The sequence below is a fragment of the Azospirillum sp. TSO22-1 genome (assembly GCF_003116015.1).
GTDB lineage: Bacteria > Pseudomonadota > Alphaproteobacteria > Azospirillales > Azospirillaceae > Azospirillum.
Genome location: NZ_LGQZ01000072.1, coordinates 1 through 22,555 on the forward strand (window position 1 = coordinate 1; position 22,555 = coordinate 22,555).

Below are 22,555 nucleotides of genomic sequence, written 5' to 3' on the forward strand. Positions count from 1 at the left end.
CCACCATCGCGCTGACCCAGACCGTCACCGCCGTGAACGACGCCCCCGTCGCCACCGGCAGCACGGCGACCCTCGACGCCATTGCCGAGGACGCGGCCAGTCCGGCCGGCGCCACGGTGTCGTCGCTGTTCGGCGCGCTGTTCTCGGACGCCGCCGACGCGGTGTCCGGCGGCTCCTCGTCGCACGCCCTGGCTGGCGTCGCCATCGTCGGCAACGCGGCGACCGCCGCGCAGGGCGTCTGGCAATATTGGGACGGGACGGGCTGGCGGGCAGTCGGCAGCGTTTCGGACGGCGCCGCGCTAATCATGACGGCAACAGACATACTGCGCTTCGTCCCCGCAGCCGACTGGAACGGAACCGCGCCCGCGCTGACGGTGCGGCTGATCGATGGGTCCGGCGGTGCCGTCGCCTCCGGGGTCGTCGTCGACCTGACCGCCACCGGCGTCGGCGGCGCCACCGCCTACAGCGCCGCGACGGTCGCGCTGACCCAGGAGGTTACCCCCGTCAACGACGCGCCGGCCGTCGCAGCCACCACCGCCTCCCTGACGACCGTCAAGGGGGTAGCGGTCGCCGTGACCGGCCTGTCGGTGTCGGACATCGACGCTGGATCGGCGCCGGTCCTCGTCACCCTGACGGCCGGCCACGGCACGCTCACCCTGGCGGACGGCGGGACGGACGCCGTCATCACCGGCAATGGAACCGGCACCGTCACCGTCCGGGCGACCGTGGCGATCATCAACGGCCTGCTCGCCGCGACCGACGGGCTGCAGTACACGGCGGCCTCCTACACCGGCGCCGACACGGTGACCGTGACAGTGGACGACCAGGGCGGCGGCGGGGCCGGCGGTGCGCTGACGGCGACCGCCACCGTCGCCATGACCGTCGTCCCGCCGAACGCGTCGCCGGTGCTGCTGGACACCGCCCTGGCGATCTTCACGGCGGCGGAAGCGTCGGCCGCGCCCACCGCCGGCACCGCCGGGATCGCGGTGTCCGCGCTCGTCGGCCTGAACGGCGCCGGGGCGGCGAACGTCACCGACGGCGACAGCGGCGCCGTGACTGGTATCGCGCTGGTCGGCACCCACGAGACCTATGGTCGCTGGTGGTTCTCGACCGACGGCGGGGCGAACTGGGCGCTGGTCGGCACGGTCAACGACACGGACGCCGCCCTGCTGCTGCGCCCGGCCGACCGGCTGTACTTCCAACCCAACGCCGCGGTTCCCGAGACGGTGTCCGGTGCGCTGACCATCCGGGCTTGGGACCAGACCGACGGCGCCTACGGGACGAAGGCCGCCGTGAGCACCGCCGCGGGCAGCGCCTTATCCGGCGAGACTGACACGGTGACGCTGCACCCCGCCGTGCTGGTGAGCAACGGGTCCTTCGACCATGGCCTGACCGGCTGGCTGTCCACCGGCGGGGCATCGGCCACCACCGGCGGCGACGGGCACCAGGGAACGCTGACCTCCATGGCCGGCAAGACGGCGGGCGAACTGGAAACCTACCTTGGCCTGTCCACCGGCGCCATCGCGGCGGCGGTGGGCGCCACCCCCTCAGCCGGCCACGCCATGAAGCTCGGCAGCGCCATCACGGTGACTCAGGACACCACCCTGTCCTTCGACTGGAGCTTCGCGTTCAACGACACCGGCTATTTCGACTTCGGCTTCGTCAGCGTGAACGGCACGGTCACCCTGCTGGCCAAGGCGGCGAGCGCAAGCGGCACCTTCCATGTGGTCATTCCCGCCAACACCACCGTTTCACTGGGGTTCGGCGTCTCGGACACCACCGACAACAGCGTCAACCCGGTCCTGACCGTCGACAACATCCGCCTGACGACCGTCGCCAGCGACCCCATCGTGCTGGACATGACCGGCCACGGCCTGTCGCTGCGGCCGCTGTCCGACGGGGTGCGGTTCGACGTGACGGGCGACGGCGTCGCCGACCAGACCGGCTGGATCGGGTCCGGCAACGCGCTGCTGGCGCGCGACACCAACCACGACGGCCGCATCGGCGACGCACGCGAGCTGGTGTCGGAAAAGTTCGGCACCGGCTTCAACAGCAGCCTGGAGGCGCTGGCCTCGCTGGACGGCAACCACGACGGGCGGATCGACGCGGCGGACGCCGACTACGGCACGCTGCTGGCCTGGCAGGACGCCGACGGCGACGGCGTGAGCCGGCCGGACGAGCTGAAAACCCTGGCCCAGGCCGGCATCGCCTCCATCACGGCAACGGCCACGCCCGCCGAGGCCAGCGTGGCCGGCAACCGGGTGCTCGGCACCACCGGCATGACCATGGCCGACGGCGCCCGGCACGAGGTGGCCGGCGTGTCGTTCGACGTGAAGGCGGGGGTGGGCGGCGTGGTGCAGAGCCATCCCGCCATACCCGACACCGGGATCGGCGGTCCGGACTTCGCGGCGATGCTGCGCACCACCTTGGGGACGCCGCACCCGGCCGCGCCCCCGCAGGATCCCGCAGGGGCGGAAGTTTCGGCGTGGATCGCCGATACGCACGCCTCCACAGCGCATCCTCACCAATCCGATGGCTCTCCGATCGCGTATCTGTCCCATTGATCGACGAGTGGGGTGAGAATCATAGGAACGCCACCGGCCTGAATACCTAAAATGTCATCCTTCCGGCCTGCGCCATACGATACTGTTGGTTCGTTTCGATATAGAAACAGCCAAGCTTTAGAGAGTCCCGCAAGGTTTCAATGAGTGGTTCCCTGCTCCAGTATGCTGTGCTTGTTCTTGGCTTTTCCTGCCTTGCACAACCTGTAATAGCATCTCCACGCAGTGATGTGGCAGGTTTGATTGCCAAAGCGGTGGAGACTCATGACCGGTTACGGGCGGCGGTGGCCGGTGCCGACGGCGCCCGCAACGCGCTGCGCGTCAGCTACGGCGGCTGGTACCCGACGCTCAGCCTGTCCGTGAACGGCGGGCGCGAGAACACCGACAAGCCGCCCGGCAATCCGAGCACGGACATGGCCGCCAAGCAGCTGTCGCTGCGGGCGACGCAGCTCATCTGGGACTTCGACGCGACCAACGCCGACATCCGCCGCTCGCAGGTCTCCGTGGTGCGCGCCGACATCGCGGTGGAGCGCACCCGCCAGGAACTGCTGGTGGAAGGGCTGACGGCCTACGCCAACCTCGTCCGCGCGCACCGCCTGCTGGCTTACGCCAAGCAGTCGGAGGACAACATCCGCCGCCAGACCGGCCTGGAGGAGGTCCGCCTGCAGGAGGGCTTCGGCTTCACCACCGACGTGCTGCAAGCCAAGAGCCAGCTCGCCGGCGCGCAGGCCCGCCGGGTCGTGGCGCAGGAGGCGATGCAGAATGCGCTCAGCCGCTTCCAGGCCTTCTTCGGCCACGTCCCGTTCCAGCTGGACGGGGCGGAGGTGCTCGCCGCGGCGCGCACGCCGCTGCCGCCGACCGAGGCCGCCGTCGTGGACGAGGCGCGGCGGCACAACCCGCGCCTTCAGGAGCTGGCGCTGACCACCGCCGCCGCGCAGGAGTCGGTGTCGGCGACCCGCAGCCGCACCCTCTACCCACGCGTGGAGGGGTTCGTCGAGCGCAACGTCAAGCACGACGTCGCCGGCTTGCCGGGCCGGCAGGACGAGCTGCTGTTCAAGATCCAGGTCACCTATTCACTGAACACCGGACTGACCGCCATCAACACCATCCGGCTGGCCGAGGCCGACCTGCGCGCCGCCGATGCGACCTGGGCCGACCAGGAGCGCAGCACGCTGGAAGCCGTCCGCAACAGCTGGACGCGCCTGGAAAGCGCCCGCACGCAGGCGGCACTGCTGAACGACCAAGCCAGCCTGGCCGCCGGCTTCCTCGACGTGGCGCGGGCGGAGCGCGAGCTGGGCAGCCGCTCGCTGATCGACATCCTGACGGGGGAGACCACGCTGATCAACGCGCGCAGCGACGCGCTGGCGGCAGAGACGGAGCTGGTGCTGGCCGGTTACCGCCTGCTGGCCACCACCGGCCGCCTGAGCAGCACCGATATCCAGCTGAAGCCGGCGCCCCGGCTCGACCCGATGGGACGGCGCTCGCTCGACGACCTGTCCAGGCCGGCGCCGCGGCGCGGCACGGGGCGGCAGCCATGATCGGCGGCGCGATGAACGGCCTGCTGGTCCGTCTGCGGTCCAACGGACGGCTGACCGCGCGCGTCGCGGCGGCGTCGCTGGCGGCCAATCTTCTGGGGCTGGCGTCCTCCTTCTACACGATGCTGGTGCTGAACCGGTACGTGGCGCATGGCGTGGATTCGACGCTGGTGGCGCTCACCGTCGGCGTCGTCCTGTCCATCGCCTTCGAGCACCTGTTCCGCCACGTCCGGCTGCGCATCGCCGGCCGCATCGGCCGCGTCGATCACGAGCGGACGGCGACCGGCGCGTTCGGCGTCCTGCTCACCGCCAAGGCCGGCGCGTCCTCCGCCCAGGCCGATTCCGCGCGGCGCGAGGCCCTGCGGGCGCCGGACCAGATCGACGCCGCCTTCGGCTCCGCCACGCTCGCCACCCTGTTCGACCTGCCCTTCGCGGCGGGGTTCATCCTCATCGTGGCGCTGATCAGCTGGCCGCTGGCCGTCATCTGCGTCGCCTTCACGCTGCTGTCCATCGGCGCCGGGCTGCTGGCGCAGGCCGACATGCGCGGAGTCGGGCGCGATCTGGCGCAGGCCGGGGCCGACGCCCAGGGACTGGTCACCGCCGCCATCGTCGGGCGCGATTCCATCGCCCTGTTCGGCGGCGCCAAGCCGCTGTTGACGGAGTGGCAGCGCGCCACGCACGCGCTGCGTGCACTGCGCGAGCGCATGTCGATGCGCCAGGGCCGCGCCCAGTCGGCGGCGCAGAGCCTCCAGGCGCTGCAGGGTGTCGCAGTGACCGCGGTGGGCGCGGTGCTGGTGGTGCGCGGGGGGCTGGACGTCGGCTCGCTGATCGGCGTCAACCTGCTGGTCGGCCGCGCGCTCGCCCCGTTCTCGCGGCTGGCGCAGATCGGCGAGTCCGTCGCCATGGCCCGGCAGGCGCAGGCCCGGCTGGAGCAGTTCGCCCGCACGCCGGTCGAGCCGCCGGGCGGCACCATGCTACCGCGCTACGCCGGCACCCTGGAGTTCCGCGAGCTGACCTACACGCCGCCCGGCGGCGTGACGCCGCTGCTGCGCCGGCTGTCGGCGACCGTGCCGGCCGGCAACATCCTGGTACTGAAGGGCCGCAACGGCTCCGGCAAGACGACGCTGGCCCGGCTGATCGCCGGGTTGGCCGAACCGCAGGAGGGCGCGGTGCTGGCCGACGGCGTCGACATCCGCAAGTTCGCGCCGGCGTGGTGGCGGCAGCAGATCGGCTACCTGCCGCAGGAGCCGACCTTCCTCAACCTGACCATCCGCGAGAACCTGCTGCTCGCCAACCCGCGGCTGTCGGAGGGCGAACTGCACACCATCCTGCACCGCACGGGCGCCGACCGCACCGTCGCCGACTGCGCCCAGGGGCTGGACACGCCGCTGCGCAACTTCGGGCACGAGCTGCCGATCGGCCACCGCCGCCGGCTGGCCCTGGCCCGCGCCCTGGCGGTGGGCGGGCGGCTGATGGTGCTGGACGAGCCGACCGACGGCCTGGACGCCGAGGGCACCGCCGTCGTCTACCGCACCCTGATCGAGCTGGCGCGCACCGGCCACACGGTGGTCATCGCCTCGCACGACCCCCGCATCCTCCAGGGCGCCTCGCTGGTGCTCGACCTCGACGCGGCGCAGGATGGGGCGGTGCTGCGCGCTGGCGTGGGAGCCGCCGCGTCATGAAGGCCCTTCCCGATCTGCTGCGCAAGCCCGTCCCGCGCCCCGCCTCCGGCCCGGCGCCCGCCGCCGTGGAGGCCGACGCGGACGGCCGTTTCGGCGACGGCCTGTTCGCGCTGAGCTTCGCCGCCCTGGCCGCCGCCGTCGCCTGGGCCGCGGTGGCCGAGCTGAACGTCACCAGCAGCGCCCCCGGCGACGTGGTGCCGCTCGCCTACAACCAGAGCGTCCAGCATTTCGAGGGCGGGATCGTCAAAGAGATCCTGGTCCGCGAAGGCGACGCCGTGACCGCCGGCCAGGTGCTGGTCGAGCTGGACCAGACCAAGACCCGCGCCGACCTGGACGAGCTGGTCATCCGCCTCGATTCCCTCGCCGCCGACGTGGCCCGGCTCGACGCCGAGGTGGCGCGGCGGGAGACCATCGACTTCCCCGCCGACCTCGCCCGCAACAAACCGGACGTGGTGGCGCAGACGCGCGAGCTGTTCCGCGCCCGGCGCGACCGCCTCGCCTCCGACCTCGACATCCAGCGCCAGGACATCGCCCAGCGCGAGCAGCAGGCGGCGGCCGTCCGGGCGCGCATCGCCGGCTCCCAGGTCGCCCAGGGGCTGATCCGCGAGCAGCTCGGCATCAGCGAGACCCTGCTGCGGCGCGAGATCACCAACCGCATGAAGCATCTGGAGATTCTGCGCGACGACGCCCGGGTCAGCGGCGCCATCGCCGAGGACCGCGCCACCCTGGCCCAGGCCGAGGCGGCGCTCGCCGAGGCGCGTGCCAAGCTGGTGTGGATCGGCCGCAAGTACGAGGAGGAGAGCCGCAGCGCCCTGGACGAGGCGCGCCGCAACCACCGCGAACTCTCGCAGCGCCTGACCCGCTTCCAGGACAGCCTGGACCGCGCCAGCCTGAAGGCCCCCATGGACGGGATCGTCAAGACGCTGGCCGTGTCCACCAGGGGCGGCGTCGTCAAGGCGGGCGAGACCGTGGTGGAGCTGGTGCCGCGCGACAGCCGGCTGGTCATCGACGCGCGCCTGCCGGTGCAGGACATCGGCTACGTCCACGCCGGCCAGCCGGTGGCGGTGACGCTGGCCAGCGGCGACGCCGCGCGCTTCGGCCACATCGACGGGCGGGTGGTCACCATCAGCCCCGACACGCTGTCCGACGCCAACAAGCAGCCCTACTACAAGGTCCGGGTCGAGCTTCCCGTCACCTCGTTCGAGCGGCACGGCAAGACCTATGAGCTGTTCCCCGGCGTGCGCGTGACCTGCGGCATCGTGACCGGGCAGCGCACGATCCTCGACTACGTCTTCTCGCCCGTCCTCGGCGCCCTGCAGAACGCGATGCAGGAGCGCTGAGGATGACCACGCCCCGCACCGCCCCCCCTCTGCACCGGACCCCCGCATGCTGACGTCCCTGAAGCCCCGCTCCCGGCCGCCGCTGCGCTGGTCGACGCTGACCAAGAAGGCGCGCTTCGCGCTGATCCTGGCGGCGGCCATGGCCATCACGCTGCTGGTGTCGCTGGTGGTGCGCGCCGGCTTCCTCGGGGCGCAGGCGCGCGAACCGGTGGTCCTGGCCGTGGTCGGGCCGCTCAGCGGACCGGACGCGGCGCTCGGGCAGGCCATGCGCAAGGGCGCCGCGCTGCGCGCCGACACCCTCAACGCCGCCGGCGGCATCAACGGCCACCCGGTCGTCGTCAAGCCGTTCGACGACGAGGGCGACAAGGCGAAGTCGCTGGAGATCGCGCGGCGCGTCGCCGCCGACCCGTCCGTCGTCGCCGCGCTGGGCCATCACCCGGACGCCGCGGAGGGCGCGGCGGTGATCTACGCCCAGAAGAAGATCCCGCTGGTCGCCGCGCGCCCCGCCGTCCGCCCGGCCGAGGCGCCGGCGAACCCCTGGCTGTTCAGCATCAACCTGGAGCGCGCCAACGAGACGCGCTTCCTCGCCAACTACGTCCGCAACGTGGTGGGCGAGCCGACCATCGCCGTGGTCCGCGAGGACACCGAGCAGGGCGCGGCGCTGGCCGGGCAGTTCGACGCCATCCTCCAGCGCTTCGGCACCAAGCTGGTCGCCCAGTGGACCTACGCGCCGGGTGCGGCCGGGACGGCCGAGATGGCGGCGCTGGGGCAGACGGTGAAGGAGAAGATGCCCACCGGCGCCATCGTGGTGCTGGGCTCGGCGGCGGACAGCGCGCGGGTGGTGGTGGCGCTGCGCAACGCCGGGGTGCGCAACCTGGTGGCCGGCACGTCGGAGATGGCGACCAGCGCCTTCCGCGCCGAGATCGTCGCCCAGGTCCGCAACCAGCCGAAGGCGCAGCCGCCGGAAGCCTATGGGCACGGACTGCTGGTCTCCTCGCCGGTGCTGTTCGACACGGCGAACGAGCAGGCGCAGCGTTTCTACGGCCAGTACGTCAAGCGCTTCAACGCGGTGCCCGACTGGGCGGCGGCGATGGGCAACGACGGCGTCGGCCTGATCGCCGAGGCCGTCGCCAGGGCGGTTCCCGCCGACGGCAAGGTGGACGGCCACGGCGAGGCGGTCCGCCGCGCCATCGCCGACCACGACCGGGCCGAGACGGCCTTCCAGGGCAACGTCGGCACCTGGACCCTCGACGGGCGCGGGCGGGCGACGCTGCCGGTGATGATGGCGACCTACAACGGCCTCAACCCGGTGGCGGCGCTGACCCAGTTGCAGCCCATCCGCGAGGCCGGGGTCTCCAACTACCTGGAGGAGGTGACGCGCGGCCGGGCGCTCTACGTCAACGACCGCTTCATGTACAAGACGAACGTCATCTACACCGGCGTCCAGCTGCACGAGGTGCGCGACCTCAACCCGGCCCAGAACGAGGCGACGCTGAATCTGACCGTCTGGTTCCGCTACCGCGGCGCCTTCAACCCGGCCGACGTCGTCTTCGCCAACGCGGTCAAGCCGGTCGACCTCGGCAAGCCCTACCGCGAAGAGCGGGGCGAGGTGATGACCTACGCCGCCTATCGCATCGAGGGGCGGTTCGCGCTGGATTTCTCCGACCAGCGGCTGGCCTACGGCAGCCACCTGGCCGGCGTCAGCTTCCGCCACCGCACGCTCAACCGCAACAACGTGATGTTCGTCACCGACGTGCTGGGCATGGCGCTGGTGGACACCGGCGACTTCGTCGACAAGCTGAAGGCCATGGCGGCGGCCGAGAGCGCCTCCATCGCCGAGCCGGGCCTCGCCGACCGCCTACGCCGCGCGCTGGAGGGGGAGTCCGAGGGCTCCGCCCTGCTCGACCAGCTGCGCGCCGCGCGGGTGCTGGCCGCGGCGCCCGGCTGGCGGCTGGCGCGGGCCTCGATCTCGCAGGACGTGGCGTCGGTCAGCAGCGAGGGCGATCCCAACTACGTCGGCTTCGGCCGGCCGCAGCCGGACTTCTCGCGCGTCGATTTCGGCGTGGTGGTGGTGCCCGACGCGCTGGCGGCGCGCGACGTCATCAACCGCGACTTCTTCGTCTACATCGCCATCTTCAGCGCCGTGCTGGCGGTCTTCGCCGCCTTCATGGACCGGCGCGACCGCGGGCAGTTCTGGCGCATCCAGACGCTGTTCATGCGCATCCTGTCCTGGCCGCTCCTGCTGATGTCGGCCGGCAACATCACGCTGGACTGGGCGGTGGCCGCCCTACCGCCGAGCGGCGTGGCGACGGTGGTCAACGGCTTCGCCGTGCTGTGGTGGATCGTGCCGGCGGTCCTGGTCAACCGGACCATGGAGCATTTCATCTGGACGCCGCTGGAGATCCGCACCCAGCGCAAGATCCCCGGCATCGTCCGCCGCTTCTCCACGCTGATCGTGTTCGGCTTCGCCGGCTGCGGCATCATCGCCTTCGTGCTGAACCAGCCGATCACCAGCCTGCTGGCGGCCTCCGGCCTCGTCGGCATGGTCGTCGGCCTCGCCATCCAGGCGAACATCGCCAACGTCTTCTCCGGCATCGTCCTGAACATCGAGCGGCCGTTCAAGATCGGCGACAGCATCCAGATCACCGATGTGGTGCGCGGCGTCGTGGTCGATATGACGTGGCGCACGGTGCGGGTGCGCAACGCCGCCGGCTTCATCGTCGCCATGCCGAACGCCAAGGCGTCGGAGGCGACCGTCGTCAACTTCAGCGCGGTCGAGCGCGTCTGGATGCGGCTGGAGTATTTCGCCGACGGCCGCCACGAGCCGGGCGCCATGGCCGCCCTGCTGACCGCCGCGCTGCGCGCCACCGACCGGGTGATGCCCAGCGCCGCCGGCGCGCAGCCCTTCGTCCGCTACGACGGCTTCCACAGCGTCGGCGGGCAGTGGCTGTGCCGCTACAACCTGATCTTCTGGGTCAAGGACCACGACGCCAGCTTCGCCGTGCCGGAGCTGGTGTGGCGGTCGGTCTACAAGACGCTGGCCGACGCCGGCATCGACCCAACCCCGCCCGACCTGACGGATGCCGGCGCCATGCAGCTCGCCGCCTCCGCCGCCCCCCGTTCCCCGCTTCCGGCTTGAGCATGAGGCCGCCCGTGATCCGAAACCTATACGTCCTGCTGGGCGCCCTGCCGGTCCTGCTGGCCAGCTCCGCCTGCGCCCCGCTGGGCGGCGGCTCCTCACCCGCCATCCTGGAGCGCATCGCCGACGGGGAGTACGACATCGGCATCCGCTACCCGTCGCGGCGCGCCCGCTACGTCATGATCGTCGACCAGGACGAGGACACCCTGACCGTCTCCAACCGCGCGGCGGTGGCGGAACCGGGCGCCCCAGAACCCGCCGTGGCGCAGCCCGCCGACCGGGTGCTGGCGCCCTGCGCCGAGGCGCTGGGCAACTGGTACCGCCACACGCCGGCCGGCTACGTCTGCGTCGGCGACGGCGCGCCGGGAGGCTGAACGATGCGGGGAGTGGTCATCGCGTTTCTCCTGCTCCAGGGATGCGCCGCCGCGGCACCGGCGCCGGGCGTGGACGCCCTGCACATCGAGGCGGACGCCGTGGCGAACGGCCGCCGGCCGGTCGCCGTCGATGTCGTGCGGGTCGGCGACGCCGCACTCGCCGAGCGTCTCGACGGGCTGGACGCGGCGGCGTGGTTCCGCACGCGGATCGCGCTCCGCCGCGAGGCGGGCGGGCGGATCGCCATCGCCTCGTGGGAGGTCGTGCCCGGCCAGACCATCGCCCTGCACAGCCTGCCACCCTACGCCGCGACGCCGGTCGCCACCTTCGTGTACGCGCGCTACGCCACGCCGGGCGCGCACCGGGCGCGGCTGGCGGGCGCGGCGCCGGTCCGCCTGCGGCTCGGCCCCGACGGGTTCGCCGCCGAAGGCGGTGCGCCGTGACGGCCGTGCTCGACACCCTCCGTCCGGCCACCCGCGCCGGCACGCCGCCCGGCGCGATGGCGCTGTTCCGGCCGTTCGTCGCCGAGCTGACGGCCTGCTGCGCGGCGTCCACCCCCGCCGCCGACCGCCTGACCGACGCGCTGCGCGCGATGACGGACGCCGCCGCGGGGCACGGCCCCGGCGCCCACGGTGCGACCGTCAAGGCGGTCTTCGCCATGGCGATGCTGGCCGACCGCGCGCTCGCCCAGACCCGCCCGGCGGAGGCGGTCGTCGCCCAGCGCCTGTTCGGCGCCAACGGCACCCTGCAGATCCTCTTCGTCCAGGCCGACGACCTGATCCGCCTGGGCGACAAGGCCGACCGCGATCTGGCCTCCGTCTACCTCGCCGTGCTGGCGCTCGGCTTCGCCGAGGACGCCGACGCGGCGGCGCGCCGCCCCTCGCTGCACCGCATCGCAGCCGGCGAGCGGAACGAGAGCAGCCGCCCCAGCCCGCGCGCCTACGAGCCGCCCGGCGGCGCCATTCCGGGGGAGGCCCGGCCGTCGGCCAAGCGCTGGTGGTGGGCGCTGGGCGCCGTCGCCGCCGCCTTCCTGCTTGCCAGTCATCTGCTGTGGACCGGCGCCACCGAGAATCTGGCCGCCGACCTGCGCGGCGCCCGCGCCGCCATCGAGGACATGGGGCTCGCATGGTCCTACTGATGGTCGCGCTGGAGATGCTGCTGTCCGCGATCGGGACGGCCGTCGCCACTCTTCTGCCCTACGCGCTGGTCGGCGTGCCGCTGTACGTGGCGTACCGCATCGCCCGCGCGGCATGGCCGCGGCTCGCCGCCGCCCTGCGCTCCCCCGCCAAGGCGAAGGTGAAGCCACGGCCGAAGGCTACGGCAGTCCGCAAGACGCCGACACCGTTGCGCATCCGCCGGGAGGCACCGGCCGCCGCACCCGCCGCGGCGTCCAGCCTCGCGCCGCTGGCCTGCGTCTATGGCGAGGGGCTGGACATCCTGAAGCGCCAGATGCGCGGCCCGCTGCGGCGCGGCGACATCCCCTGGTTCGTGGCCTTCGGCGTCGGCGGGCAGGCGCTGCTCGCCACCGACCCCACCCATGTCCGCTGGCCGGAGGACGGCAACGGCGAGTCCGGCGCGTGGTGGTTCTGCGAGGGCGCGGCGATCCTGCACGCCGGCACCGATTCCGCCGACGGCGCCCGCCTGGACGAGGCGTGGCCGGCGCTGATGGCGGCGATGCGCGCCCGGCCGATGCGCCGCCCGCTGGACGGCGTCCTGCTGATGGTCGGCGCCGACGAGCTGCGCGCCGCGGCGCAACGCGACGCCCCGCGCGACGCCCTGCTCCGCCGCGCCGCCGCCCTGCGGGACCGCCTGTGCGCCGTGCAGAACGGCCTCGGCGTGGTCTGTCCCGTGCACGTCGTGGTGACCCGGGCGGAGGCGCTGGACGGCTTCGCCGACCTTTGCGCCACCGTCCCGGCCGGCCTGCTGGACGGCGCCCTCGGCTGGACCAGCCCGCACGACTGGGCGGACGTCTTCGACCCGCGCTGGGTGGATGAAGCGGTGGGCGCCCTGCGGGCCGACCTCGCGCGGCTGGAGGCCGACGCGCTGGCCGCCGGCACCGCCCGGCCAGGCCTGCTGCTGCTGCCGCTGGCGCTCGACGCGGTGCGCGACCCGCTGGCCCTGTTCCTGGAGGCGGCGCTGCGCCCGGCGGAGGGGGCCGAGCCGTTCCCGCTGCGCGGCATCACGCTGACCGGGGCCCACAGCACCGTGACCGGGGGGCGGCGCCCGGTCTTCGCGCGCGACCTCCTGCCCGGCCGCGCCCTGGCCGAGGCCGGCTACGGCCGGCCGTCCGACCGCGCCTTCCGGACGGCGCGCCGCCGCCGGCATCAGGCGCAGGGCGCGCTGGCGGCCTCGGTCGTCGCTCTGTCGGCGATGGCGTGGCAGGGCGCCGTCCGCGTGGCCGAGCCGGTCCCGGCGGTCACCGCCGGCGTGGCGGACCTGCGCAAGGGCTTGGCCGGGCGCGACGGGGCCGGCGACCCGCAGGTGGTCGGCCGGATCCTGGCCGCCACCGCCCTGATGGAACACACCACCGTCGCCACGCCGCTGCTGCCGACGTCGCTGCTCAGCCGGCTGGACGAGGACAAGCGGCGGCTCGCCGCGGCGACGGTGCGACGGGCGGTGCTGCGACCGATCCGCGACGCGCTGCTGCCCAGGAACGGCTTCGCCGACATGCCGCCGGTGCCGGACCCGCGACGGGTGGAGGATCTGCCCGGCCTGCGCCGCCTCTCCGACCAGCTCGAGCGCGTCGCCGGACGGCGCGACGCGCTCGACCGCTACGAGCGGTTCCGGCGGCGCGGCCACTTCAGCGAGCTGGTCGAGCTGTCGGACAGCGTCTTCGGCCACGTCCGCCGGCCCGCCGTGCCGGCCAGCGACGCCTTCACCACCCGCATCGCCGCGGGCGCCGACCTGCCCGACCTCGACGCCCGCGCCATCGCCGCCGCCGTGCGCGCCGAATCCGTCCGGCTCGCCGAGCCGCTGGCCGAGGAGCTCTATACCCGCTCGCCCCTGCACGTGCGCGCCGAGGCCCTGGCCAACCGGCTGCGCGCCCTGCCGGAGGTGCCCTTCGCCGAGGACGCGGCCGAGGTCCGCCGCCTCGCCGAGCGCGTGACCGAGGCCGCCGTGTGGCCGATCTCCAGGGCCGTGCTGGAGCCGGCCTCCGGCCTGCCGGATGCGGTCAAGGCCCTGATCCAGCGCGCCGCTCTCAACGAGCTGCCGGGCCGGGACGCGGCGGAGCGGATCGCCGAGATGCTCTCCACCGCCGGGGCCGCGGCCCGCACCGACCTGCTCGCCCTGGAGGCGCCGCACATCGGGCGCCTGTTCGTACAGCCGGACGGCGGCCCGGCGCTGACGGTGTCGTCCGCCATCGCCGCGCTGCCCGACCGCTTGGCCGAGGCGGTGGCCAGCCGGCCGGAAGCCCCCGCACCGGCGCCCGCCTCGCCGCCGGAGCCGGAGCCCGTCCGGCCGGCGCCCGTGGCGAAGACCCCCGCTCCACCGTCACCGCCAGTCGAGGCGGCGCCAAAGCCCGATCCGGCCCCCGTTCCGGCCGCGACGGCGGTCATCGAAAAGCTGGAAGTGCCGCCGGTCGTCACCATGGCGGCCCCACGGCCCGCGCCGGAACGCCTTCCCGACGCTCCCGACGCAACGCTGATGAAGCTCGGCACGACCTTCTCGGAGACGCTGGCCGGGCGGTTCCCCTTCGTGCGGCCCGATCGCGCTCAGGGTGCGCCCGACGCCGATCCGGAGGACGTCCGGCAGTTCTACCGCCTTCTCGACGCAGCGAAGGCGGCGTCCGGCCGCGGCCTGCCGCCCGAGCTGAAGGCCTTCGCCGACCGGATGGACGCCGCCCGCCCGCTGCTGGAAGCGGCACTCCGGCCGGCCGGCATGACCGTGGAGTTGACGTACGGCGTCAACCGGGCGGCCGAGGTCGGCGCGGAACACATCATCGACTGGTCGGTGCGCTCCGGCGCCTCCGCCATTGGCGCGGGGGGAGGCGGCAACCGCCTCGCCTGGGGCGTCGGGCAACCGATCCTGCTGAGCTTCCGTTGGGCCGCCGGTTCACCTTTTCGCCCGAAGAGCGCCGCGAGCGGCGGGGCGCCGGCCATGGCAGGTGACACCCTCACCGTGGTCGAGCACGGGCCATGGGCGCTGCTGCGTCTCCTCAAGGGGCGGGCCCAGCCCGGCGCGCCGCCGTCGGAGGCCGGTGCGCTCGTCCGCATGGTCCTGCCGACCGAAACCATCGCCGGCCTTCCGGCGCGCGACACGGTTCTGTTCCTGGCCGCCTCGGTGACGGCTAACGGCAAGGCGCCGGCCCCGTTGCGGCTGCCGGACCTGCCGGTCGCTTACCCGCATTGGTAGAGAATCTGTAACAAAATTCTTCTGTCGCAAATTGTCTGAATTCGACAGACGAAATCCGCGTAAACCCTTAATGGCATTAACTGATTTTTAAAAACGCCCCTCAAATAGTGAGATCACGTGACAACGTCTGCAATAGAAAGCCATATAAAAATAGAGAGTACTGTGTCATTACGCGAAGTGTGCATCATGACGCACCTCAACCTACGTATTATGTGTCGAAAAATAAGTGGTGGCCTTCTCTGGCGCGAAAATCCGGTCCCTGGCGCCTGAAAACCCCACCAATCCTGCGCGCGAGCGCCCCAATCCACCCGTTAAACGTGCAACTCACACCGCTCCCTGAAAGGCATGGTTCATGGAAGACCGTAACAAGCGCGCTCTCGCACTGGTCAAGTATCACAGCTACGCCTCCGGCGCGCTCGGCCTCATCCCGGTTCCGGGCGCCGACGTCGCCGCGGTCAGCGCCGCCCAGCTCAACATGATCCACAAGCTGGCCAAGCTGTACGGCGTCGAGTTCGCGCAGGAGCGCACCCGCGCCATCGTCGTCGCCCTCATCGGCGGCGTGATGCCCGGCGCGCTCAGCGGCAGCGTCCTCGGCTCCGCGGTGAAGGCCGTGCCGTTCCTCGGCACCGCGCTGGGCATGGCGGTGATGCCGGCCCTGTCGCTGGCGGCGACCCAGGCGCTCGGCCGCGTGTTCATCCAGCACTTCGAGACCGGCGGCACCCTGCTGGACTTCGATACCGACGCGATGCGCGAGCACTTCCGCCGCGAGTTCGAGCAGGCCAAGGCCGAAAACCCCGAGGCGTCCGTGGACGCCCCGCAGATGGAAGAGCCGGCCGTCAAGAAGGCGGTCTGACCTCCAGGCGCGCCGGGCGAAAGGAAAGCATCATCGTGTTCGAGCTGATCTACATCGGCCTCTGCCTGCTGGTCGGGTTTCTCGCGACCGGCCGGCGCGGCGGTTTTCTGCTCTACGCGTTCCTGGCGGTGATGCTGACCCCGCCCGGCGCCCTCCTGGTCCTGATCCTGGTCACCGGCCGCCGCAAGAAGCCGGCGAAGGCCGAAGCATGACGCGGACGCGCATCCGACGCCGCACGGCCCTCGGCCTCTTGGCCGGCCTTGTGGCGGTACCCGCGCTGCCGGCGTCGGCGCAGGCCGACTACTGGACCATCGCGTCGGAAGACCATTTCCCGCCCTACAACTACTCGCTCAAGGGCAAGCGCACGGGCGTCGACACGGAGATCGTCGAGGCCCTGCTGAAGGAGCTGGGAGTCACCCCAGTCCACCGGCCGCTGTCCTGGCGCGAGGTGGTCCAGTCGATGGACGAGAACACCGCCGACGTCGCCTTCCAGTTCATCGCGTCGCCGACGCGGTTCGAGCAGTACAACATGATCGGCCCCTTCCGCACCGGCACCACGGTGTTCGTGGTGCGCAAGGACTCCGACATCACCTACGAGCGGCTGGAGGATCTGGCGCCCTACCGCATCGGCGTGGTGGACGGCTTCTCCTACGCACCGGACTTCGACGCCGCGACCTTTCTGGAAAAGGTGCCGTCCAGCAGCAACGTGGTCAATTTCCGGCGCCTGATGTTGGGCCGGGTGGACGTCGTCGTCGGCGACCTGCACGTGCTGAACCACGTGGCGAAGCAGGACGGCCGGCTGAAGGACGTGCGGGTGCTGCCGAAGCCGGTCGGCCTCGTGCCCCGCTACATCGCGCTGCCCAAGGCGCGCAAGGCCAAGGCCGAACAGCTGCAGGCCGCCTTCATCAAGCTGCGCGACGACGGCACCATCGCCCGCATCGTCGATTCATGGCTGACGCAATGACGCGGGCCGCCCTCCCGCCCGGCCGGCCGTTCTCGGTGCTGCTGACGCTGACCGGGCTGGCCGACCGGCAGACGCTGACCCGGCTGGTGGTGACCGGCTGCGTGTCGGCCACCGCCAACCTCGTCAGCCTGATCAGCCTCAGCGCCGAGCTGTCGGGTTGGCTGCGCGGCGAGGTGCTGGACACCCCCTTCCTGGTCTTCTGCGCCTCGCTGCTGGTCGGCTACGTCGCGTCCAAGCGCTTCGTGTCGCTGCTGCTGACCACCGCGTTCAGCGCGCTCGCCGACCTGCGGCGGCGCCTGCTGCGCCACGCGACGCTGGGCGGGCACGCGCGCATCCTGTCCATGGAGGCGGCGCAGTCGTTCGACCACGCGCACTACCACCTGGAGCGGATCGCGACGCTGCTGCCCAACCTGTCCATCGCCGCCAACATGATGCTGGTGGCGGCGGTCGCCTACCTCTACCTGTGGACGCTGTCCACGCTGGGCGCCACGCTGCTGCTGGCCGCCGCCGTGCTGGTCGGGGCGTGGTACGTGCGCGAGGCGCAGCGCACCCGCGGCATCCTGGGCGACGCCAAGGATGCCGAGGTCCGGGTGCTGCACGGCTTCGGCGAGATCCTGGCCGGCAACGCCGAGATCAAGCTGGGCAAGACGCGCCGCGACGCGCTGAACGCCGCCATCGAGAGCGACATCGCCGCCTGGGAGGAGCTGAAGCGCCGCCACGGCCGCAGCCTGGGCGAGCTGTTCTCGTGGATCGCCGCGATCATCATCGGCTTCTCGGCGGTGTTCGTGTTCATCTTCCCGCGCGTCGGCGCCATGTCGGTGGCGGAGCTGCCGACGGTGACCTCGGTCATCCTGTTCCTGGCCCGCCCGCTGTCGAAGTTCCTCAACGCCGTGCCCGACTACGTGGCGGCGGAGGACGCGGCGGCGCGGCTGACCGCCCTGCTGGCCGCCATGCCCGAGGCGGAGTACGAGCCGTCGCGCCTCGCCCGCGCGCCGCGTCGGTTCAGCAGCATCGAGCTGCGCGGCGTCGCCTTCGGCTATCCCGCCGGGATGCGCCCCATGCCCTTCATGATCGGCCCCATCGACCTGACCATCGCGGCGGGCAGCGTGGTCGGCATCGTCGGCGCCAACGGGTCGGGGAAGTCGACGCTGCTGCGGGTCATCCCGCTGCTGTTCCTGCCGGACGACGGGCAGGTGCTGCTCGACGGGCAGCCGGTCGAGGGCGACCGGCTGGAAGCCTACCGCGACCTGTTCTGCGCGGTGTTCCAGGACCACCACATCTTCACGCGGCTGCCGCGCGGGCCGGGCTTCGACGAGGCGCTGTTCCGCGAGATGCTGGCCTACCTGAAGATCGACCATCTGGTGCCGGCGACCGAAGACGGCGCACTGAACCGCGACCTGTCCAAGGGACAGCGGCGGCGGCTGGCGCTGGCCGTGGCGGTGGCCGAGGGGCGGCCGGTCCTCATCCTCGACGAGTGGACCTCCGACCAGGACAGCGAGTTCCGCACCCGCTTCACCGACGAGATCATCGGCAAGCTCCAGTCCCTGGGCCGCACGGTGATCTTCGTCTCGCACGACGGCGACATCGCGCCGGTCTGCGACCTCACCATCCGCATGAGCAACGGGCAGATGAGTGGCGCCGTCCGTGCCGACGCGACGCTGTGTTTGCAGGAGACCGAGTGACATGGCCGACCAAGCCTTTTCCACGATCGACGACGCGCCGGAGCCGGCGACGCGGCGGTCCCGCCTGCGCGGGCTGTTCGCGTTCTGGTACGAGGAGCACCGCCGGACGCTGCTGGTCGCCGCGCTGGTCGGCATGCTGATCTTCCTGTACTTCGCCCCGGCCATCGTCATCTTCATCCCGGCCGGCCACGGCGGCGTGCTGTGGAAGCGCTTCCACGAGGGCACCCAGTTGGGGCCGGCCCTGCCCGAGGGCGTCCACGTCGTCTTCCCCTGGGACCGGATCGAGGTCTACGACCTGCGCCTGCAGGAGGACACGCGCTCCTACGCCGCCATCGCCAACGACGGCCTGAACGTCAACATCGAGATCACGGTGCGCTACCGCCCGAACGCGGAGCGGCTGGCGGCCCTGCACAAGCACGTCGGCACCAACTACCTGGAGGTGCTGCTGGTGCCCGAGGTCGGCTCGGTGTCGCGCGAGATCGTGTCGCGCTCCAAGGCCGACGAGCTGTACGCCCACCGCCGCCTGCGCGTGCAGACCGAGGCGTACGAGCAGCTCGCCGACCGCGTCATGTACGCCCAGCTGATCGGCGCCGAGGCCGGCCCTAAGCCGGACGCCCAGACCAAGACCGGCTACCTGCTGATCCAGGACATCCTGATCCGCAATGTCTCGCTGCCCGAGGCGATCATGACCTCCATCGAGCGCAAGATCCAGCAGGACCAGGCGGCGCAGGAGTACCAGTTCCGCCTGCAGCGCGAGCTGTTCGAGAGCCAGCGCAAGCAGATCGAAGGCCAGGGCATCCGCGCCTTCCAGGAGACCGTGCAGGCCAACCTGACCGAGAACTACCTGCGCTGGCGCGGCATCGAGGCGACGCTGGAGCTGGCCCATTCGCCCAACAGCAAGGTCGTGGTGATCGGCAACGCCGCCAGCGGCGGCCTGCCGCTGATCCTCGACACGGCGGCGGACAAGACCGGCGCCGGTGCTGTGCCGGGTGCCCCGCCCGCGAACACCGTCTCCGCCGGGGTGCCCAGCGCGCCGGCCTCGCAGCTGCCCTCACTCGTCGGGGCGGCGCCGGTTGTCCAGGCGCCGTCTCCGCCGCCCGCATCGGCGGAAGCACCGGCGCCTGCTCCGGCCGAGAGCGCCGCCGGCGCGGCGAAGGGCGAGGCGGGAAAGGCCGCGGCGGCGCCCATCCTGTCGAAGCTGTCACCGTCCCGCCTGCTCGACGCCGTCAAGCCGAAGTGAGGCGGGCATGGATCTCTGGCGCCTCCTCAGACGCGACGCGCTCCGCCGCCTCAAGCCGCTCCTGCTGCTGGCGTTCCTGACCGCGGCGGTCAACCTCACCCTGCTGACGTCGATCAACGGCGCGCTGCTCAGCCTGCAGGACGGGCCGACGCTGGAACGGCTGCTGCTGGTCTTCCTGCTGTCCGCCTTCCTCTGGCGGTTCGTGCAGAACTGGCTGATGAGCGTGGCGTCCAAGCGGATCCAGGCGGCGCTCGGCGCGCTGCGGATGGGGCTGCTGCGGCGCGCCCTGGCGGCCGAGCTGCCGGAGGTGATGGCGGTCGGCCCGGCGCGCATCGCCGCGGCGGCGGGCGCGGAGCTGCAGCTGCTGTCGCAGGCGGTGCCGACGCTGGTCATCAGCTTCCAGTCGGTGGCGGCGATCCTGCTGTGCCTGCTCTACCTCGCCTCGCTGTCCGGGTTGGCGGTGATGATCGTGCTGGGCGTGCTGATGCTCGGCGGTGTCGTGGTCGCCCGCTGCGCCATGCGCCTGGAGGCGCTGGCCGAGGAGATCCACGGCATCGAGACCGACCTGACCGAGCGCTCGGACCACATCCTGAAGACGCTGCGCGAGTGCAAGCTGAACCGGCGCCGCCGCGACGACGCGCTGGCCGACATCGCCGCCGGCACCGAGGGGCTGCGGCAGGACCGCCACGCCTTTGCCGTGCAGTACAGCCGCTACTTCATGGCCAACGAGCTGACCTACTACTTCGCGCTGGCCGGGATCGTCTTCCTGCTGCCGGCGCTGGCGGCGACCGACGTGGCGACGGTGGTGCTGGCGGCGCACGCCGCCGCATTCATCGCCTATCCGGTCATCACCATCGTCACCTCCTACCCCTCCTACCTCGGGGCGGAGACCGCGGCGCGCGCCTACCTCGCCATCGAGGAGCGGCTGGCCGACCCGCGCCGCGGCGCGGCGGTGGCCACCGACTTCTCCGGCTTCCACACCCTCGCGCTGGAGGACCTGACCTTCCGCCACGCCGGGCGGGGCGCCGCCGGGTCCTTCACGGTCGGGCCGGTCACCCTGGCGGTGGAGCGCGGCACCGTGGTCTTCGTCACCGGCCACAACGGTTCGGGCAAGAGCACGCTGATTCACATGCTGCTCGGCCTCTACCCGGCGCAGCGCGGCGCCCTGGCGGTGGACGGCGCGTCGGTGCCGCCGGAGGCCATGGCGTCCTACCGCGACCTGTTCTCCGTCGTGTTCTCCGACAGCCACGTCACCCGCCAGCTGCACGGCGTCGGCGACCTGGAGGACGGCTTCGCCGAGGAACTGCTCGACCTGCTGGAGATCGGCGACAAGGTCGCCCTCGACGGCCGGGCCTTCACCACGGTGGACCTGTCGCAGGGCCAGAGGAAGCGCCTCGCCCTGATGGCCGCCCTCTTGGAGCGCAAGCCGGTGCTCGTGCTCGACGAGTGGGCGGCCGACCAGTCCCCCTATTTCCGCCGCAAGTTCTACCGGGAAATCCTGCCCTGGATGAAGGCGCGCGGGATCACCGTGATCGCGGTGACGCACGACGACGCCTATTTCGACGCGGCCGACGTCCAGCTCCAGGTCGAGCGGGGCAGCGTGCTGCGGCTTCCCAATCCCGTGCCCGTCGCCTGACGGCCGGTTTCCCCCATTCCAGCAACCCAGAGGCTCACCATGCTCCTTCTCACCGGCGGAACCGGCTTCCTCGGCGGTTCCTTCTATCTGGACGCCGTCCGGAACGGGACCGCAGCGGACTGCCTGCTTCTGATCCGGGGCACCGACGAGGCCGCCTGCCGCGCCCGCCTCGCTAAGAACCTCTCGCGCGCCATGGACCGCACCTCGGCGGAGGCCGCCGCCGGGCTGTGCGGCATCCTGCCGGGCGACCTGCAGTCGCTGGCCACCAGCACCGACCCGCGGCTGGACGCGGTGACGCACATCGCCCACATCGCCGCCGACACGTCGTTCGACAGCCGGGATTCGGTCTGGCAGATCAACGTGGACGGCACGCTGGCGCTCGCCGCCCGCGCGCGACGCATGCCGAAGCTGCAGCGCTTCCTGCACATCGGCACCGCCTTCTGCTGCGGCGAGGCCCCGCACCTGGAAATGGTGCACGAGGCCACGCCGCCGGGCCCCGAGGCGCCGCACATCGCCGAGTACACCCGCAGCAAGGCGGCGGCCGAGCACGCGCTGAAGGCCGCCTTCCCCGAGCTGCCGCTGGTCGTCGCCCGCCCGTCCATCGTGGTCGGCCACACCACGCTGGGTGTGCGGCCCAGCGCCAGCATCTTCTGGTTCTTCCGGCTGCTCGACCACACCGGCGTGCTGCCGGCCGACAAGGACGGCTTCATCGACATCGTGCCGGTGGACTGGGTCTCGGCCCGCCTGCACGAGCTGCTGCGCAAGCCGGACCTGAAGCACGCGCTCTACCACGTCTCGGCCGGCCTCGGCTCGCGCACCACCTGGGACGACTTCGCCGCCGCCTTCGCCGCCGAGGGCCATGACGGCGGCACGCGCCCCTACATCTGCTTCGACCCGAAGGGGCCGGAGGGCTGGCGGCCGTTCGACGCCGCGTTCAAGGCCAAGTTCCCGAAGCGCGACGTGCTGAACCGCACCATGGCGGTGGGCGCCCGCAAGTACCACCGCTTCGTCAACCAGGACATCGCCTTCGACAACGCGCGCCTGCTGGCCGAGGGCTTCGCCCCGCCGCCGGCCTTCAAGGACTACCTGAAGGTCTGCCTGGACAGCCAGCGCGCGACCATCGCCGAGCAGTTCGTGGACGACGCCGCGGCCTTCGAGTTCGACGAGGCGCTGACCCCCTCCACCGTCGCCGCCTGAG

16 protein-coding genes are annotated in these 22,555 nt (G+C 72.1%); all 16 read left to right on the forward strand.

The window, feature by feature from the left end:
* On the forward strand, positions 1-2,564 hold a 2,564-nt coding region (locus tag TSO221_RS35490; protein ID WP_109119967.1), incomplete at its 5' end, for a hypothetical protein.
* 227 nt (positions 2,565-2,791) lie between these two features.
* On the forward strand, positions 2,792-4,099 hold the full coding sequence (locus TSO221_RS18360; protein WP_282187781.1) for a TolC family protein: 1,308 nt from the start codon (positions 2,792-2,794) through the stop codon (positions 4,097-4,099).
* The gene (locus TSO221_RS18365) at positions 4,096-5,778 is read left to right on the forward strand and encodes an ATP-binding cassette domain-containing protein (RefSeq protein ID WP_109119969.1); all 1,683 of its coding nucleotides are present in this window, start codon (positions 4,096-4,098) and stop codon (positions 5,776-5,778) included. The genes TSO221_RS18360 and TSO221_RS18365 overlap by 4 nt, the downstream gene beginning before the upstream one ends.
* Positions 5,775-7,118, forward strand: coding sequence for an HlyD family type I secretion periplasmic adaptor subunit (locus TSO221_RS18370; protein ID WP_109119970.1), 1,344 nt, complete (start codon positions 5,775-5,777; stop codon positions 7,116-7,118). The genes TSO221_RS18365 and TSO221_RS18370 overlap by 4 nt, the downstream gene beginning before the upstream one ends.
* A gap of 46 nt (positions 7,119-7,164) precedes the next feature.
* The gene (locus TSO221_RS18375; protein WP_109119971.1) at positions 7,165-10,257 is read left to right on the forward strand and encodes an ABC transporter substrate-binding protein; all 3,093 of its coding nucleotides are present in this window, start codon (positions 7,165-7,167) and stop codon (positions 10,255-10,257) included.
* Positions 10,258-10,271: 14 nt separating this feature from the next.
* On the forward strand, positions 10,272-10,631 hold the full coding sequence (locus TSO221_RS18380; RefSeq protein WP_109119972.1) for a hypothetical protein: 360 nt from the start codon (positions 10,272-10,274) through the stop codon (positions 10,629-10,631).
* 3 nt (positions 10,632-10,634) lie between these two features.
* On the forward strand, positions 10,635-11,072 hold the full coding sequence (locus TSO221_RS18385) for a type VI secretion protein (RefSeq protein WP_146208847.1): 438 nt from the start codon (positions 10,635-10,637) through the stop codon (positions 11,070-11,072).
* Positions 11,069-11,767, forward strand: coding sequence for a DotU family type IV/VI secretion system protein (locus TSO221_RS18390; protein WP_109119974.1), 699 nt, complete (start codon positions 11,069-11,071; stop codon positions 11,765-11,767). The genes TSO221_RS18385 and TSO221_RS18390 overlap by 4 nt, the downstream gene beginning before the upstream one ends.
* The gene (locus tag TSO221_RS18395; RefSeq protein WP_247878119.1) at positions 11,755-14,982 is read left to right on the forward strand and encodes a type VI secretion protein IcmF/TssM N-terminal domain-containing protein; all 3,228 of its coding nucleotides are present in this window, start codon (positions 11,755-11,757) and stop codon (positions 14,980-14,982) included. The genes TSO221_RS18390 and TSO221_RS18395 overlap by 13 nt, the downstream gene beginning before the upstream one ends.
* A 352-nt stretch (positions 14,983-15,334) precedes the next feature.
* Positions 15,335-15,835 (forward strand): DUF697 domain-containing protein, encoded by a 501-nt coding sequence (locus TSO221_RS18400; RefSeq protein WP_109119975.1) that lies wholly within the window; start codon positions 15,335-15,337, stop codon positions 15,833-15,835.
* Positions 15,836-15,870: 35 nt separating this feature from the next.
* Positions 15,871-16,047, forward strand: coding sequence for a hypothetical protein (locus tag TSO221_RS36000; protein ID WP_199229533.1), 177 nt, complete (start codon positions 15,871-15,873; stop codon positions 16,045-16,047).
* Positions 16,044-16,799, forward strand: a complete 756-nt coding sequence (locus TSO221_RS18405) for a transporter substrate-binding domain-containing protein (protein WP_109119976.1) — start codon at positions 16,044-16,046, stop codon at positions 16,797-16,799. The genes TSO221_RS36000 and TSO221_RS18405 overlap by 4 nt, the downstream gene beginning before the upstream one ends.
* A complete protein-coding gene (locus TSO221_RS18410; protein ID WP_109119977.1) occupies positions 16,784-18,481 on the forward strand; it encodes an ATP-binding cassette domain-containing protein in 1,698 nt (565 codons plus the stop codon). Before TSO221_RS18405 ends, TSO221_RS18410 begins: the two co-directional genes overlap by 16 nt.
* 1 nt (position 18,482) lies before the next feature.
* Complete coding sequence (locus tag TSO221_RS18415; RefSeq protein WP_109119978.1) at positions 18,483-19,721, forward strand: prohibitin family protein; 1,239 nt, start codon at positions 18,483-18,485, stop codon at positions 19,719-19,721.
* Positions 19,722-19,728: 7 nt separating this feature from the next.
* Positions 19,729-21,357, forward strand: a complete 1,629-nt coding sequence (locus TSO221_RS18420) for an ATP-binding cassette domain-containing protein (RefSeq protein WP_109119979.1) — start codon at positions 19,729-19,731, stop codon at positions 21,355-21,357.
* A gap of 39 nt (positions 21,358-21,396) precedes the next feature.
* Complete coding sequence (locus tag TSO221_RS18425; protein WP_109119980.1) at positions 21,397-22,554, forward strand: SDR family oxidoreductase; 1,158 nt, start codon at positions 21,397-21,399, stop codon at positions 22,552-22,554.
* Position 22,555 lies beyond the last annotated feature (1 nt).

What these genes read in the sequence shown, in the direction of transcription:
- TSO221_RS18365 (WP_109119969.1), top strand. Translation starts at nt 4,096, where the DNA reads ATGATCGGCGGCGCGATGAACGGCCTGCTGGTCCGTCTGCGGTCCAAC.
- TSO221_RS18370 (WP_109119970.1), top strand. Translation starts at nt 5,775, where the DNA reads ATGAAGGCCCTTCCCGATCTGCTGCGCAAGCCCGTCCCGCGCCCCGCC.
- TSO221_RS18375 (WP_109119971.1), top strand. Translation starts at nt 7,165, where the DNA reads ATGCTGACGTCCCTGAAGCCCCGCTCCCGGCCGCCGCTGCGCTGGTCG.
- TSO221_RS18385 (WP_146208847.1), top strand. Translation starts at nt 10,635, where the DNA reads ATGCGGGGAGTGGTCATCGCGTTTCTCCTGCTCCAGGGATGCGCCGCC.
- TSO221_RS18395 (WP_247878119.1), top strand. Translation starts at nt 11,755, where the DNA reads ATGGTCCTACTGATGGTCGCGCTGGAGATGCTGCTGTCCGCGATCGGG.
- TSO221_RS18400 (WP_109119975.1), top strand. Translation starts at nt 15,335, where the DNA reads ATGGAAGACCGTAACAAGCGCGCTCTCGCACTGGTCAAGTATCACAGC.
- TSO221_RS18405 (WP_109119976.1), top strand. Translation starts at nt 16,044, where the DNA reads ATGACGCGGACGCGCATCCGACGCCGCACGGCCCTCGGCCTCTTGGCC.
- TSO221_RS18410 (WP_109119977.1), top strand. Translation starts at nt 16,784, where the DNA reads ATGGCTGACGCAATGACGCGGGCCGCCCTCCCGCCCGGCCGGCCGTTC.
- TSO221_RS18415 (WP_109119978.1), top strand. Translation starts at nt 18,483, where the DNA reads ATGGCCGACCAAGCCTTTTCCACGATCGACGACGCGCCGGAGCCGGCG.
- TSO221_RS18420 (WP_109119979.1), top strand. Translation starts at nt 19,729, where the DNA reads ATGGATCTCTGGCGCCTCCTCAGACGCGACGCGCTCCGCCGCCTCAAG.
- TSO221_RS18425 (WP_109119980.1), top strand. Translation starts at nt 21,397, where the DNA reads ATGCTCCTTCTCACCGGCGGAACCGGCTTCCTCGGCGGTTCCTTCTAT.